At 61.3% G+C, this 14,304-nt stretch carries 17 protein-coding genes; 5 read left to right on the top strand and 12 right to left on the bottom strand.

Annotated elements, in window-relative coordinates; translation table 11 throughout:
* The 7 genes from KKO72_RS11960 to KKO72_RS11990 form a co-directional block, all read right to left on the bottom strand.
* Window positions 1-218 (bottom strand): DUF3391 domain-containing protein (locus KKO72_RS11960; RefSeq protein ID WP_214938540.1); only part of this gene is annotated, 218 nt, incomplete at its 3' end.
* Between the two features lie 86 nt (window positions 219-304).
* A complete protein-coding gene (locus KKO72_RS11965; protein ID WP_214938542.1) occupies window positions 305-889 on the bottom strand; it encodes a DUF4136 domain-containing protein in 585 nt (194 codons plus the stop codon).
* Window positions 890-913: 24 nt separating this feature from the next.
* Window positions 914-1,897 (bottom strand): tRNA 2-thiocytidine(32) synthetase TtcA, encoded by a 984-nt coding sequence (ttcA, locus tag KKO72_RS11970; protein ID WP_214938544.1) that lies wholly within the window; start codon window positions 1,895-1,897, stop codon window positions 914-916.
* An 11-nt stretch (window positions 1,898-1,908) separates the two neighbouring features.
* Window positions 1,909-2,283, bottom strand: a complete 375-nt coding sequence (locus KKO72_RS11975) for a dihydroneopterin aldolase (RefSeq protein ID WP_214938546.1) — start codon at window positions 2,281-2,283, stop codon at window positions 1,909-1,911.
* 17 nt (window positions 2,284-2,300) lie between these two features.
* Complete coding sequence (locus KKO72_RS11980) at window positions 2,301-2,699, bottom strand: dihydroneopterin aldolase (RefSeq protein ID WP_214938548.1); 399 nt, start codon at window positions 2,697-2,699, stop codon at window positions 2,301-2,303.
* Entirely contained in the window at window positions 2,696-3,481 is a 786-nt protein-coding gene (locus tag KKO72_RS11985) for an SDR family NAD(P)-dependent oxidoreductase (protein ID WP_214938550.1), read from the bottom strand. Before KKO72_RS11985 ends, KKO72_RS11980 begins: the two co-directional genes overlap by 4 nt.
* Window positions 3,481-4,248, bottom strand: coding sequence for an SDR family oxidoreductase (locus tag KKO72_RS11990; RefSeq protein WP_214938552.1), 768 nt, complete (start codon window positions 4,246-4,248; stop codon window positions 3,481-3,483). The genes KKO72_RS11985 and KKO72_RS11990 overlap by 1 nt, the downstream gene beginning before the upstream one ends.
* A 20-nt stretch (window positions 4,249-4,268) precedes the next feature.
* Here KKO72_RS11990 and KKO72_RS11995 point away from each other — a divergent pair, with 20 nt between their 5' ends.
* The 5 genes from KKO72_RS11995 to KKO72_RS12015 all read left to right on the top strand — a co-directional run bounded on the left by KKO72_RS11995 (window position 4,269) and on the right by KKO72_RS12015 (window position 7,715).
* The gene (locus KKO72_RS11995; protein ID WP_214938554.1) at window positions 4,269-5,411 is read left to right on the top strand and encodes a class I SAM-dependent methyltransferase; all 1,143 of its coding nucleotides are present in this window, start codon (window positions 4,269-4,271) and stop codon (window positions 5,409-5,411) included.
* 45 nt (window positions 5,412-5,456) lie between these two features.
* Window positions 5,457-5,651 (top strand): DUF2905 domain-containing protein, encoded by a 195-nt coding sequence (locus tag KKO72_RS12000; RefSeq protein ID WP_078366675.1) that lies wholly within the window; start codon window positions 5,457-5,459, stop codon window positions 5,649-5,651.
* A gap of 60 nt (window positions 5,652-5,711) precedes the next feature.
* On the top strand, window positions 5,712-6,152 hold the full coding sequence (gene trxC / locus KKO72_RS12005) for a thioredoxin TrxC (protein ID WP_214938555.1): 441 nt from the start codon (window positions 5,712-5,714) through the stop codon (window positions 6,150-6,152).
* Window positions 6,153-6,310: 158 nt separating this feature from the next.
* Entirely contained in the window at window positions 6,311-6,676 is a 366-nt protein-coding gene (locus KKO72_RS12010) for a phosphomannose isomerase type II C-terminal cupin domain (protein ID WP_214938557.1), read from the top strand.
* 37 nt (window positions 6,677-6,713) lie between these two features.
* The gene (locus KKO72_RS12015) at window positions 6,714-7,715 is read left to right on the top strand and encodes an ROK family protein (protein ID WP_180124731.1); all 1,002 of its coding nucleotides are present in this window, start codon (window positions 6,714-6,716) and stop codon (window positions 7,713-7,715) included.
* Here the strand turns inward: KKO72_RS12015 and KKO72_RS12020 are convergent.
* Genes KKO72_RS12020 through KKO72_RS12040 form a run of 5 tightly spaced genes read right to left on the bottom strand, consistent with a single transcriptional unit; the run spans window position 7,657 to window position 14,298 of the window.
* Window positions 7,657-8,943: an HDOD domain-containing protein gene (locus tag KKO72_RS12020; protein ID WP_214938559.1), complete on the bottom strand. Its 1,287-nt coding sequence runs from the start codon at window positions 8,941-8,943 to the stop codon at window positions 7,657-7,659. The genes KKO72_RS12015 and KKO72_RS12020 overlap by 59 nt on opposite strands.
* Before the next feature lie 18 nt (window positions 8,944-8,961).
* On the bottom strand, window positions 8,962-10,284 hold the full coding sequence (flgL, locus tag KKO72_RS12025; RefSeq protein WP_214938561.1) for a flagellar hook-associated protein FlgL: 1,323 nt from the start codon (window positions 10,282-10,284) through the stop codon (window positions 8,962-8,964).
* Window positions 10,285-10,307: 23 nt separating this feature from the next.
* The gene (gene flgK, locus KKO72_RS12030; protein ID WP_214938563.1) at window positions 10,308-12,224 is read right to left on the bottom strand and encodes a flagellar hook-associated protein FlgK; all 1,917 of its coding nucleotides are present in this window, start codon (window positions 12,222-12,224) and stop codon (window positions 10,308-10,310) included.
* Complete coding sequence (flgJ, locus tag KKO72_RS12035; protein WP_214938565.1) at window positions 12,221-13,138, bottom strand: flagellar assembly peptidoglycan hydrolase FlgJ; 918 nt, start codon at window positions 13,136-13,138, stop codon at window positions 12,221-12,223. The genes flgK and flgJ overlap by 4 nt, the downstream gene beginning before the upstream one ends.
* On the bottom strand, window positions 13,138-14,298 hold the full coding sequence (locus KKO72_RS12040; RefSeq protein ID WP_214938572.1) for a flagellar basal body P-ring protein FlgI: 1,161 nt from the start codon (window positions 14,296-14,298) through the stop codon (window positions 13,138-13,140). The genes flgJ and KKO72_RS12040 overlap by 1 nt, the downstream gene beginning before the upstream one ends.
* Between the last annotated feature and the right edge of the window lie 6 nt (window positions 14,299-14,304).

A 14,304-nucleotide genomic window follows, 5' to 3' on the forward strand; every position in this document is an offset into this window, starting at 1 on the left:
ACGGTGGGGTTGCTGTTGTCCTCCGGTCGTATGCTTTTGGACGGGTTGATGCGCACCTGCTGCAGACCCAGCGTACGGATGGTGTCGATCTGTTTTTGGGAGGTGATCCTGAACTGGTTGGTGGGAAACGGATGGGCCAGCCAGCCGACATCCAGTTCGATGTACATGCCGGGCAACAACTGCGCGACATCAATGCTTTCAGACAGGATTTCTTCCATGAACGACGAATTCTCTAGTTTGGCCTGATCATACAAACGAAACAACGCCCCACGGGGCGCTGGATGGGTTCAGGCGGTGCACTGTTTCAGCGTGCAATCTCGATGTTGACGCGGCGTAGGCCGGTGGGTGGCGTCGGAAAACCCTGCAGCGCGGCGTCCAGCATGGCGGGCAACACCGCCTCGCTGTCAGCCCAGGGGCCATCGTGGCTGGCGCGTGACTCAAACACCACCGCCTGGGTGCTGCGCTGGCGCAAAACCAGCCCGACCTCACGCCAGTAGCTGGTGCGCACATCCAGCCCTGGAAACAGCGGGCCACGGCCCATCCACACACCACCGTTGCCAACCCGCCAGCCCAGGTTCCACCCAAGTGCCGGGTGATCCATCGCACTTTGCTCGGCGCGTTCGGTGACCGACACCTGCACGCTGAGGCTGGCGCCCTGGTCATCACGGACCAGGCCGACCTTGGTCAGCGCTGCCTCGGCCATGGCTTCAAGCTGCTCCTGCGCAGCCGGGTTGCTTTGTTGTGAGGGCAGGCGATCGAACCGGTAGCGGCTGCCCGCTGCCACCGTGGCCGGTGCAAAGCTATTGACCTGGCTGTCCACCACCCGCATGCCGCTGCAGCCGGTCAGCAAAAATGCTACAAAAAGCAGAGCTGATAGCGCTTTGTACATAAGGGCGTGAGGTCGGTTTTGTGTTTAATTCTTGGTGGTCACCAGGCCAATGCCTGGTAACGTCGCCAAGGGCAGATCTTCTTCGTCAAACACCTTGTCGCCATTGGCATCGGCGACACCGGTGACCTGGATGTTGTGAAAGTCGTGGCGTTTGCGGTCCATCAGGTGGGACGGCACCACGTTTTGCAGCGCGGTGAACATGGTCTCGGTGCGGCCGGGCCACTGGCGTTCCCACTGGTGCATCATGCGCTTGATTTCCTGGCGCTGCAGATTTTCCTGGCTGCCACACAAGGAACACGGGATGATCGGAAACTGGCGGTGTTCGGCCCAGGCGATCAAATCCTTCTCGGCCACATTGGCGAGCGGGCGGATCACGATGTGGCCGCCGTCGTCACTGACCAGCTTGGGCGGCATGCCTTTGAGCTTGCCGGCAAAAAACATGTTCAAAAAGAAGGTGTGCAACATGTCGTCGCGGTGGTGACCGAGCGCGATCTTGGTGATCTTGAGCTCGTCGGCCACCCGGTACAGGATGCCGCGGCGCAGGCGGCTGCACAGGCTGCACATGGTTTTGCCCTCGGGCACCACTTTTTTGACGATGCTGTAGGTGTCCTGGGTTTCGATGTGGAATTCGATGCCGAGCTTGCTCAGGTACTCGGGCAGGATGTGGTCTGGGAAACCGGGCTGTTTCTGATCGAGGTTGACCGCAACGATGTCAAAGTGGATTGGCGCGCGTTGTTGCAGCTTGATCAGGATGTCCAGCAGGCCAAAGCTGTCTTTGCCACCACTGACACACACCATGACGCGGTCACCTTCTTCAATCATGTTGAAGTCGATGATCGCCTGTCCGACCTGGCGGCACAGGCGTTTTTCGAGCTTGTGGACCTCACGTGCCGCACGCACGGCGGCTTCGTGCTCACTTTTGTGCGCGGTGGGGGCGGGCGACACAGCCTCGTCGGCCAGGGCCGTGTCGTTGCTGTCGTTGGTGGATTCAGTCCAGAGAGTTGTCATCGGTTTGTCCTTCACCATTGCCCGGTTTCCATACGAATGGCCACTTCGCAGTCGGCAAAAATTTCAAGTTTGGCAATTTTCACGCGCACACCTTTGACGTTGGGCAACTGCATCAGGCGGTTGGCCAACTTGCCGATCAGCGATTCAAGCAGGTTGACGTGTTCGGCCGTGCATTCGTCAATGATGATTTTGCGCACTTTGCGGTAGTCCAGCACATGGGTGATGTCGTCGTCACGGGGCATCAGAGGCTGCGGGCCGAGGTTGAGCTCGGCATCCACCAGGATCGGTTGTGGTGCGGTTTTTTCGGTTTCCAGAATGCCCAGGCTGGCATCAAAGCGCAGCCCGGAGAGGGTCAGGGTCTGTAACCCTTGGGTGTAGGTGCTCATGGCGGGGTGGTCGCTTGTCAAAGAGATGGTTTGGCGCGGAAGACTTCAACACCGACCCCGGCGCAGTCCGGGTACACGTCGGGTTTGCAGCTCGATAGCCGCACCGCCAGCACCTGCGGGTGCGCCAGCAGGCGGGTGGCCAAGTCGTCGCACAGGGTTTCCTGCAGCTGGATGTGCCCGGCCTGCACCCGCTGGTGAATCACCTCGCGGACATAGTCGTAGTCCACCACCTCGTCCAACTGGTCGGTGGTTGGTGTGGAGCAGGCATAGGGCACAAATAACTCGACGTTGAAGATCACCCGCTGCTTGCGGCCTTTTTCAAAGGCATGGGCGCCGATGGTCATGTCCACAACGTGGTCGCGCAAAAACAGCCTGCGGCAGCTCAGCGCCAAGGTACTCGGGTCGAGGGGGTTCATGCGACGCCTTTCTGCAGGTCCTGCACCACAAACATCACGTCGCGTGGCAGCGGCAGCAGATGTTGGCCGTTGTCCACAGTGAGGGTGACACCGGTGACACAGGGGTTGGTGGCCAGAAACAGGCAGCTTGCTGCCACCTGCGCCGGGTCGATCGGGCGGCGCAGCAGGTTGATGCGGCTGGCCTGTTCAAAGTTGGCCTGGGTTTGCGGGCCACTGACAAACATCAGGCCGGGAGCCACACCACAGACCCGCAATTGTGGCGCCAGTGCCTGGGCCTGCAACGCCACCAGCCGCTCCAGCGCGAGCTTGGAGCTGGTGTAGGAGAAATAGTCGGGGTTGAGGTTGAACACCTTCTGGTCCAGCACATGGATCACGCTGCGTTCACCGCTGGTGTCATCGGCCGGAATGCTTCGGGCCAGCGCTGCCGTCAGCGCCATCGGCGCCAGCAGGTTGACCTCGAGTTGCTGGCGTGCGGCCTGGATGTTGAAGTCTTTTGCCGTGTCGGGCTCAAAACTGGAGGCGTTGTTGACCAGGCAGTGCAGTGGCCCAGTGGTCGCCACAATCTGGTCCATCATCTGCTGGCGCTGGACCTCATCGGCCAGATCAGCCTGCACCGTGTAGAACTGTTGCCCGTGTTCTGCCAGCTCAGCCCGCAGCGCTTCGGCGGCGGCGCCCGAGTGCTGGTAGTGGCACCAGACCTGCCAGCCAGCCTGGGCGAAGCAGCGGCTCAGCACCGCACCCAGCCGCTGTGCCCCTCCGGTGATCAGGACGGTCTTGACCACTATGCCGCGCGGACCAGATGCTGGCCACCATCCACCACCAGGGTGGTGCCGGTCATCGACTTGTTGTTCAGGGCAAAGGACACCGTGGCGGCGACATCGGCCGCGGTGGAGGAGTGGCCCAGCGGCGAGAGTTTGTTGAGTGTGTCAAAGTTTTCCGGGCGCAGCAGGTGGCTGGCCAGGGTCAGGCCCGGCGCCACACCGACCACCCGCATGCGTGGCGCCAGCTCAATCGCCAGCATGGTGTTGGCTGCTTCGAGTGCGGCTTTGGACAGGGTGTAACTCATGAAATCCGGGCTCGGGTTCCACAACTTCTGGTCCAGCAGGTTGACGATCACACCACGGGCCTCGTTACCTTGGGTTTGTAAGTGTTCAAACAAGGCGTGGCTCAGCAAAATGGCGGCCCCGGCGTTGCTGCGCACATGTTTTTCGAGTGCGGCAAAGGTGAAGCTGGCGGCGGTGTCGTGCTCAAAGGTGGAGGCGCTGTTGACCAGCGCGTCGACATGGCCAAATTCTTCAATCACCGTGGGCAGCAGGTTGCGCACCGCGGTTTCACTGGCCAGATTGGCACGGAAAGAGGCGCAAGCCCCCGCCAGTCTTTTGCAGTCTGCTACGGTTTTTGCTGCCTCTTCGACCGAATCTCGGTAGTGCACCGCGACGCGCCAGCCCTCTTTGGCCAAGGTCAGGGCGATCTCACGGCCCAGGCGCTTGGCCGCGCCGGTGATCAAAACCGTGCGTTGGCGAGGGGCTGGGGGCGTGGAGGTGGACATTCGGGGACAATCCGGTGGTGATGACAACAGCCCCAAGTTTAACGAACACGCTCGCAGCGCACATCGCCCAAGGCCTCTCGCAGGCTGGTGGGTGGCTCCCTTTTGACCACTTCATGGGCCAGGCGCTGTATGCGCCCGGTCTGGGCTACTACGCGCACGGCAGTGCCAAATTTGGCCCCTTGCCCTACACCGTGTCGGACGGCCAGCGCCAGGCGGGCAGCGACTTTGTTACCGCGCCTGAGATGACACCGCTGTTTGGCTGGACGCTGGCCAACCAGGTGGCGCAGGCGCTGCAGGTGACGGGTACATCGGAGGTCTGGGAGTTTGGTGCGGGCTCCGGTGCTTTGGCACTGCAAATGCTGCAGGCCTTGAAAGAGCAGGGTGTGCTGCTATCAAAATACACTATCGTGGATATTTCCGGCAGCCTGCGCGCGCGCCAACAAGCCAAGTTGGCTGAGTTCGCCGATGTGGTGTGCTGGGTCGATGCCCTGCCCGACACGATGCAAGGCGTGGTGCTGGGCAACGAGGTGCTCGATGCGATGCCGGTCAAATTGTTGGCCCGTGTGCAGGGCGTGTGGCACGAGCGGGGTGTGGTCCTGGGTGAGCCTGCAGCCGATGGCACCCCCAGCTTTGTCTGGCAGGACCGCCCCACCGATTTGCGGCCACCGCTGGACATCCCCGGCGGCCACGACTACCTGACCGAAATCCACCAGCAGGGTGAGTCCTTCATCCGCACCCTGGGTGACAAACTCAGCGCGGGCGCGGTGTTTTTGCTGGACTACGGTTTTCCCGAAGCCGAGTATTACCACTCGCAGCGCCACATGGGCACCCTGATGTGTCACCAGGCGCACCAGGCCGACAGCGACCCGCTGGTGGCTGTGGGGCACAAGGACATCACCGCCCACGTCAATTTCACCGGTGTGGCGCTGGCAGGCAACAACGCCGGGCTGGACGTGCTGGGGTACTGCAACCAGGCGCGTTTTCTGATGAATTGCGGCCTGTTGACCTACATGGAGGCCGCCGACCTGCCAACCCGGGTGATGGCGCAAAAACTGATCATGGAGCACGAAATGGGCGAGTTGTTCAAGGTGATCGGTTTTTACAAGGGGGAGCCCTGGCAGGCAATGGGTTTTGAGCATGGCGACAAGACCCACAGGCTCTGACACCATGCCTCGTCATAGCTTGCGCACTTTGTCTGGAGCCCGGCCATGATCCGCTGGCTGATTGTGGTGCTGCTGGCGCTGATCGTGCTTAACGGCTTCACGCCGTGGTTGCAAAAGCTGGGTTTTGGCCGTTTGCCAGGGGACATCCGCTTCAAGATTTTTGGCAAGGAAATTTTTCTGCCTTTTGCCACCACGATCATTCTGAGTCTGGTTGCGGCCGGTATTTCCAGAGTGTTGTGAGCTGATCAAGGCTTGATTTCTTGGGTTTAGACGACACATGAAGGGCAGAAAGGTGCTCCTATGACCGATTCCCTCCACATCGTCTGCCCCCATTGCCACACCACCAACCGGGTAGCGCGCAGCCAACTGGACAGCGCGCCTGACTGCGGCAGTTGTCACAAACCTTTGTTTGAAGCGCATTCCACCGCGCTGGACGAGGCCAGTTTTGACAAACACATCGGCCGCAACCAGATCCCGGTGCTGGTTGACTTCTGGGCGCCGTGGTGCGGCCCGTGCCGCCAGATGGCGCCGGGTTTTGAGCAGGCGGCGAAACAGCTGGAGCCGCAGGTGAGGGTGGTCAAAGTCGATACTGAGGCTCATCAGAACTTGGGTGCGCGCTTAAATATCCGGAGCATTCCAACGTTGGCACTGTTTGTCGGTGGGCGCGAGGTGGCGCGCCAGGCGGGTGCCATGGGGGCGGCTGACATCGTGCGCTGGACGCAGGTCAATCTGCCGCGCTGAGCACAGGTCGTTCCCGAGCCCGTTGAGCTGGCGCCAGCAAGGCAGCACTCTGGAGGATCGTTGCCTCAAGCCAAACCGCTGGTCGCTGAAATCACGCTGTAATCAGCGCGTGTTGAAAGGGTTAGCATCAGGGCCTACGCACCAAGATGGCCTGGAACATGACGCCCCTGAACTTGCCTAACAACCCAAGGACGCAACGCCCTTGGGGATGGTTTGAAACTGTGTCTGAAGCGCCCGGTTTCAAAATCAAACGCATTGGTGTGTTCCCGGGTCAACAGATCAGCCTGCAAAAACACGCTCACCGCGCCGAGCATTGGGTGGTGGCACAGGGCACCGCACGGGTCACGCTGGACGAGCGGGTGTTTGACCTGGGTGTGGGGCAGTCCTGTGACATCGCCTTGGGCCAGGTGCACCGGCTGGCCAACCTGGGCACGGGTCTTGTGGAAATTGTTGAAGTCCAGTTTGGCGACTACCTGGGTGAGGATGACATCATCCGTTTGAGCGATGATTACGGTCGCATCTGACCGTCCTTACCTTCCCTCGTTTTTGAGAACACACAGCATGAACACGCATCCCATCACCCCCACGATCGAGAGTTTTGCCTTGCCGGTTGGCAGCCCGCCGGTGGCCTGTGTCGATATTGGCGGCACCAAGGTGGCCGTTCAGGTGGTGGATGATCAGGGTGTACGTGGCAAAGTGGCCGAACCGACCGCCACCACCGGTGGCAATGACGCGCTGGCCTTGCAGATCATCAGGCTGGTGGGGCAAAGCTGTGCGGCGGCAGGTGTGCCGGTGCAGGCCATTGCCCGGGTCGGTGTGTCGTCCTGCGGCCCGTTTGTGCTGAACCAGGGCCTGGTGGAGCTGGCGGCACCCAACATCTGTGGTGGCCAGGCCGGCCCGGCCCGGGGGCTGCCCAATGACTGGAAAACCGCTTTGCTGGAAGCTCCGCTGCGTGCGGCCTTTGGCCATGTGCGGGTTGAAAACGATGGCATTGGCGCGTTGGAGGCCGAGCGGCGCTGGGGTGCTTTGCAAGACCAGGGTGTACCGATGGCCAATTGTGCCTATGTGACCTGGAGCACCGGCATTGGCACCGGGGTCTGTGTCGATGGCCATGTGCTGCGTGGCAAAAACGGCAATGCGGGTCACGCTGGGCACATTTTTGTCAGCGACAACAACAACGCCTTGTGTGGCTGCGGCAACGTGGGTGATGTCGAGGGCCTGATCGCCGGCAATGCCCTGGCGCGCCGTTTTGCTCCTGAGGGTTACGCCAATGCAGCTATTCTTTTTGAAGCAATCTATGCGGGTGATGAAAGGGCTATCGCCATTATTGATGATGTATGCCAGGTGATGGGGCGGATGCTCTACAGCATGATTGCCACACTCGACCTGGCCCGCATCAGCATTGGCGGCAGTGTTTACTGGCACCACCGCAACTACCTGCTGCCACGCCTGCGTGCGGCGGTGCAGGGCAAGCTGCCGCCGCTGACCGAGGGCTGTGAGCTGGTCAGTGCAGGCCTGGGTGAGCGTGTGGGTGACTTTGGCGCGCTGGCCCTGGTGGCTTGACAAAGCCCCGGGGTGCGGCTGTGCTGGCGCACGGTGCGCTGATGGTGCGCAACAGCGCGAGGTTGACGCTCTCTGCATCCAGCCCGTGGCGCAGGCAGGCCGCCTGGGTGGCCTGGGCTTGACCACTTTCCAGCGTGATCGCCAGATCCAGATAGGGCCAGTACGGGCCACTGTGGTTCAGCAATGCCGCACTGACCCGTGGCGCCAAAGCCAGCGGTTGCAAGACCAGCTGCAGCGGCTCACCCATCAGCAGGTCCATCTGCGACAGCAGGCCACACAGGGCCAACTCATCCTGTAGTTCACTGGCCGCGCCCGCCTCCAGCAGCTCGGTCATGAAACGGGCGCGCATCACGGTCAGCGTGGCAACCGGGTGCAGGTTGAGGTCTCGGGAGGCCTGTGGCAACTGCGCCTTCAGCCAGCTTACAATGCGACCCAGACCCAGCACCATCAGGGCGTGGCGCAGGGCCGTGATCTCGCGTTTGAGCCCCAGTCCGGCTGAATTGGCGAACCGCAACAGCCGGTAAACCAGCAGCGGCTCCTGGCTCAGGGCACAGGCGACGTCCTCGATCGCGGCATCGTCTTCGATCAACGCGAGCAAGCCCTGCAGTGCGTGCCAAGCGGGTTGGGCGGATGTCTGGCGGTAAGCAAACAACACCTCCTCACAGGGCCAGCCCATCAGGGCGCTGGCACCTTGCTGGTCGAGGAAGTAGTTCAGCAAACTGGCGTTGGCTACGCCGTCGAGCAGTATGTGACTGGCAAACGTGCCCGGTGAGACCCTGGTAGGGAGCTCCGATCTGGACTGTGCGCGCAGCAAACGCAGGTTCTGCAGCGCGTCCTCTGCGCTCAGGCTCAGCAGGGTTTGTGCAAAGCTGTGGGTGTGGTCGGGCAGGGGGCGTGCACCTGGTTCACCGCGCCAGACCAGTTGCAAGCCCCGTTGTTGGGCACGCAACACCTGTTGTGTGATCGCCGGGTCTGCCAGCAGCCGCTCAGGGACTTCAACCTGGGCCAGATCGGGGGGGGTCTGCGCCAGCAAGTCCATCAGCAAGCCGGTGTCGGTGCTTGACAGGGTGAGCTTGACGCATGGGGCCGACCACTGCCGGCTCAAAGCCGTGAGCAGATGACGCACGTTCACCGGGTCACCGGTCAGTGGCTCCAGGTACAGCCAGACCTGCTCCGGCTGGCGCTGCGCGTTCCACAAAAACTGGTAGGCCAAAGAGACATCGTTCATGAAGCCCGCCGCCATGGTTTAACCGATGAAGTTAAACAGCGAGAGCTGCTGCACCTTGGCGTAGGTTTGCAATGCCGCCTGGTAGCCGGTTTGCTGGTTGTTGAAGTCCGAGATGCCCTGGACCATGTCCAGGTCTTCCGCACGGGAACGGTCAGCTTCCAGCTGGATGCTGCGGTTTTCCTGGTTGGCGGTGATGCGGTCGGCGCGGTTGAGCAAATCGCCCGCCTGGCCACGTGCTGCCGAGATGCGTTCCATGCCGATGTCGATGTTGTTCAAGGCCTGGCTCACGGCCTGTGCCGCGCCATTGTTGTTGGGGGCTCCCCGGATGTTTTTGATGGCATCGTCGAGCACGCTGAAGACGCTGGCGCTGGAGTCGACGGTGATGGTGTCGTTGACCTTGGGCGTGCCCTTGACCGTCAAGGACATGCCCGGAATGCCGGTGATATCGAACGTGCTGCCGGTCGTGAAACTGACGGTGACATTGGCAAACGGTGCCGGAGCGCCAAGCGGCGTCACCGACGGGGTTTCGGTGATGCTGTAGGTGGCGGTGGTGGTGCCGGGCACGGTGGTGGAGTCAACCGCCGTGAACGCAATCGCGTAGCTGGGGTAGGGCACGTTGTTGGGTGCTGCCACGGCCGCTGCCGCGTCAGCGGTGGCCTTGACGGTGGCCGAGTTGGTCACCGTGATGGCGCTGGTGGTCAGGGTTCGGTCTGCTGAGATCAAGCCGTCCACCGAGTTGCTGACGTTGACGTTGAACACCCGGTCACGCGTTGGGTCATGCATGAACGCGGCATCTCCATCCAGGGTGAAGGGGATGGCCACCTCGTTGCTGGCGGATTGGCCTGGCAAACCCTGGAAGTTGTAGTCTGGAGTGCCCGCCTGCGGTCCGACAAACGGTGCCAGCGCACTGGCCAGCGCACCAAACAGCGGCAGCCCGTTGGTGTCCTTGGTGTTGGCCAGCGTAAACACTTGGTCCCGCAGCCCTTGTAACTCCACCGCAATAGAACTGCGCTCGGCGCTGCTGTGTACGCCGTTACCCGCGCTGACCACCAACTCGCGAAATCGCTGCAGCACATCGGTTACTTCACCTAGCGTGCTTTCGGCCTGCGCAATGGCGTTGCGCTGGGATTCGAGGGTCCGCTGGTCAGTCGCAATGCGGCTGATGCGAGTCATGGCACGTTCAGCATTGGCGGCGGCGGTCGGGTCGTCGCTGGCACGCACCACACGTTTGCCTGAGGTCAGGTTTTCCTGCAGCGCGGACAAAGCGGTTTGCCGGTTGCCAATGTTGCGAATGGCACTGTCGTAGGTGTTGGCTGTGCCAATGCGGCTGAAGTTGCTCATGTCTTGCTCCGGATGGCGCTGGTTCAGCGGCTCATGGTCTGGATCAGGGTGTCAAAAATGCCCTGTGCGATCTGGATGACCTTGGCCGAGGCCTGGTAGGCCTGCTGGTACTGAAGCAGCTTGGATGCCTCTTCATCCAGGTTGACGCCCGATACGCCCGTGCGGTCGGTTTCCAAGTTCGCGGCGATGGTGCCGGAGACTTCGGCGGCGTAGTTGGCACTTTGGCTACGGATGCCAATTTGCGCAATCATGCTGGCGTAACCATCGGTCAATGCGGCGCCGTCAAACATGGCTGTGTCGCGCAGTCCCATCATGGAAGAAGCGTTGCCTGCGTTCAGTTTGAAGTCAATGCCGTTGTTGTTGGCCGTGTCCTTGATGCCCACCACGGTAAAGGTATCCCCTGCTTTGGGCACGCCTTGCAAAACCACCGACCAATCTGCAGACGCAATGGCTTGTCCCGAGGTGAAGGTGAACGTGCCTGCAATATCGCTGCGGGTATAACTGTTGGCACCGGTGAACGAGATCGTCACGGGGGTGGGCTGGGGCGGGGTCGGAGTATTGGTTTTAGCCGTGAGGTTGGTGAGTTGCAGGCTGCCGGTGTTGGTGGAGCCCATCTTCCCCGCTATCGGACTGGCAACAGCCAAAGAGCGTGGTGTGGAAAACTCGGAGCGGATGTTGCTGGCGGCGGTGCTGAACGGTTTGATCAAAAAGCGGTCACCCGCATTGGCCGCGCCGGTGGCTGAAATGGTCAGGCCATCAATGGTGATCGGGACGGCCGTGAAAGCGGTTACCACACCGTCGGATTTGCGTGTGATGCTGCCGGTTGCGGCCCCAGTGAAGGTGATTTCATAGTCGGACGCTGCAAATTGGGTGACATCGGCAATGCCCAGGGTCAAGGTGGTGCTGGCCGCCTGTGTGCTTGGTTTGAGGATGTTGCCCGAGGTGTTGAGGTCGGTGGCTGTGAACAAGTCGCTGCCGACATTGCCGTTCAGATCCAGTCCCAGTGCATGTTGTGCATTCATGCTGGTGCTGATGGCCAGGGTCAACCGACCCAGCAGGTTGCGGCCCTCCGTCAAGTCGGTATTCTGAAACTTCAGCAAGCCGGTCAGCTCACCGCCCCCAAGCATGTTTTCATCCAATGTGGTCGTTTGCCCGTTGCGGGTGATGGCCAGTTTGCTCTTCAGGGGGTCGCCAAAATCATCGGCGACGATGCTCAATGGGGCCACATTGGTGCCCAACACCAAGGCCTGGCTGCCACCGATAAAAATACCCACCGTGCCGTCCGTGGCGGGGATGGAGGTGGTCTGGATGTATTGGTTGAGTTCGCGCACCAGTTGGTCGCGCCGGTCCAGCAAGTCGTTGGGTGCCTGACCGGTGCCTTGAGCGCGGGCGATCTGATCATTGACCGCTGCGATGCTGGTGGCCAGGCTGTTGACAGCGCTGACTTTTTGTTCCAGCTCCTGTTTGACGGCCAGCTGCAGGTCGTCCAGCGTGGTGGATGCACTGCGCATGCGTGATGCCGCTTCATCCACACGTGTCAGTGCCACGGTACGCGCAGTCAAATCGGTGGGCGCGCTGGCCACATCGGCAAAGGCGTTGAGCATGTCGTTGACCGCTGCGCCCAGGCCATTGGTGCCGCCGGGAAACAGGGCTTCGAGCTGTTTGAGCTTGTCCGAGCGGGCGGTGTCTCCTGACGCGGTTGCGCCCGCCAAGGCCGATTGGCGCGTCAGAAACTCGCTGTAGTTGCGCTTGATGGTGGTGACATCCACGCCTTTGCCGATGTAGCCGCCACCGGTAAATTGCCCCTCCACTGTTTGTAACACCGCGTTCTGGCGCGAATAGCCCGGGGTGTTGACGTTGGCAATGTTGTTGCCCGTGGTTTGCAGGATGGTCTGGTTGGCCATCAGTGCGCGGGTGGCGACGTTGAGAATACCGCTCATGATGTTTGGGCCACAACCTGGGTGCGGGCTTGCAGACGCTGGGTGGTTTCAATGGCGCGACTGACCTTGACCGCATAGTTGGGGTCGGTCGCGTAGCCGGCTTTTTGCAGGCTGCTGGCAAAGGCATAGGCGGAATCGGTTTGCTGGCTGACCTTGGCGTAACGCGGTGACTGGGTGATCATCCGGGCGTAATCCCGGAATGCCTCATCGGTGGAGGCATAGGCGCGGAATTTGGCCACGCGTTTTTCGGGCACACCGTTGACATACTCGGTGGTGGTGACCTCGGCCACCTTGCCTTTCCACCCTGGCCCGGCCTTGATGCCAAACAGATTGTTGGCAGACTGACCGTTGCGCAGCTTGATCTCGTGTTTACCCCAGCCGGTTTCGTGACCAGCTTGTCCGACCATGAAGCTGGCCGGAATACCGGTTTCTTTTTCGATGCGGATCGCCGACTCGGTGTGGCGCGCCACAAAACCGCTTTGGCTGCTGGTCGGTTTGACCGCGTTGGCGCTGTAGGCTGCCAGAGACGCCGATTTTTGCAGCGTGCTCATGGGCGGGGCCGTCAATTTACCGGCATTGAGTGGACCGTCGGGCATCTCCACCCCCATCTGACGCGACAGCTGCGCGGCAATCATGTCGGACAGGCCGCCGGGCTGGCCCGACATCTGTACCGCAAACTGTTGGTCCAGCAAATCTGTGCCCAGATCACTGCCGGGGTTGTCCAGCATGCCGGACTTCATGGTGGCCTCACGCATGCTCTTGATCAGTTCACGCATGAACAGCGACTCGAACTGTTTGGCGGTTTCCTTGATCGCTGCCGGGCTGTCCTGGCCCGCTTGCAGTTTGAGTTTGCCCAGCGAGTTGGCATCCGCCGCCAGGGCATTGGACACAGACGTGCTTTGACCGATGCTCATCAGATCACCTCCAGCTCGGCGTTGAGTGCACCTGCGGCCTTGATCGCCTGCAGAATGGCCAACAGGTCTTGCGGCGTGGCACCCAGGGAGTTGAGGGCACGCACCACGTCAGACAGCTGTGGGGCGGCAGGCAACTCGATCAGCATGCCTGGTTCCTGGCGAATTTGGATATCTGCCTTGTTGGTGACTGCGGTCTGCCCTTGTGACAGTGCATTGGGCTGGCTCACCGTGGGCGTGTTGGTGATGCTGATCGACAAGTTGCCGTGGGCGATGGCGCAGGCCCCCAGGCTCACCGCTTGGTTCATCACAATCGAGCCGGTGCGTGAGTTGATCACCACTTTGGCCGAGGGCACAGAGTTCTCCAGTGGCAACTCTTCAAGTTCCGCCATGAATGTGACACGGGCATCGGGCTCAGTGGGGGCATTGACCCGGATGGTGCGGCCGTCCAGCGCCTGGGCCGAACCCGCGCCAAAACGCCGGTTGATGGCCAGCGCCACACCGCGCGCGGTCTGGAAGTCGGATGCTTGCAAGCCCAGGGTGATGCCGTTGCTTTCCTGCAGCGGCGTCGGTACCACCCGCTCCACCTGTCCACCATTGGGGATGCGCCCGGCACTCAGGTGATTGACCTGGACTTTGCTGCCACCTGCTGAGGCGCCCGCACCGGCCACCACCAGGCTGCCCTGGGCCACGGCGTAAATTTCACCATCGGCCCCTTTGAGCGGGGTTGAGATCAACATGCCACCTTTGAGGGATTTGGAGTTGCCCATGGAGGACACACTCACATCGATGGCCTGTCCCGGGCGGGCAAAGGCGGGCAGTTCGGCGGTGACCAGTACCGCAGCCACATTTTTCATCTGCAGCTGCGAGACATTGGCCGCAGGCAGGGTGATGCCCAGTTGCTGCAGGTAGTTGGTGAGGCCTTGGGTGGTGTAGGGCATCTGGGTGGTCTGGTCACCGGTGCCGTCCAGACCCACCACCAGCCCAAAACCGGTCAACTGGTTGCTGCGTACCCCTTCAACGGCGGCCACTTCCTTGATGCGCGCGGCGTGGGCGGTGTTTGGCAGGCTGACTGCCAGCCACAAAGCCAAGCCGGCAAAAAACCACACCCCGCGTGAGCGTGTGGCAAAAACTGGCTGTGATGTGTTGGCTGTTGCGTGCATTTGGAT

It is taken from the genome of Rhodoferax sp. U11-2br (genome assembly GCF_018619435.1).
In the GTDB taxonomy this organism is placed as follows: Bacteria; Pseudomonadota; Gammaproteobacteria; order Burkholderiales; family Burkholderiaceae_C; genus Rhodoferax.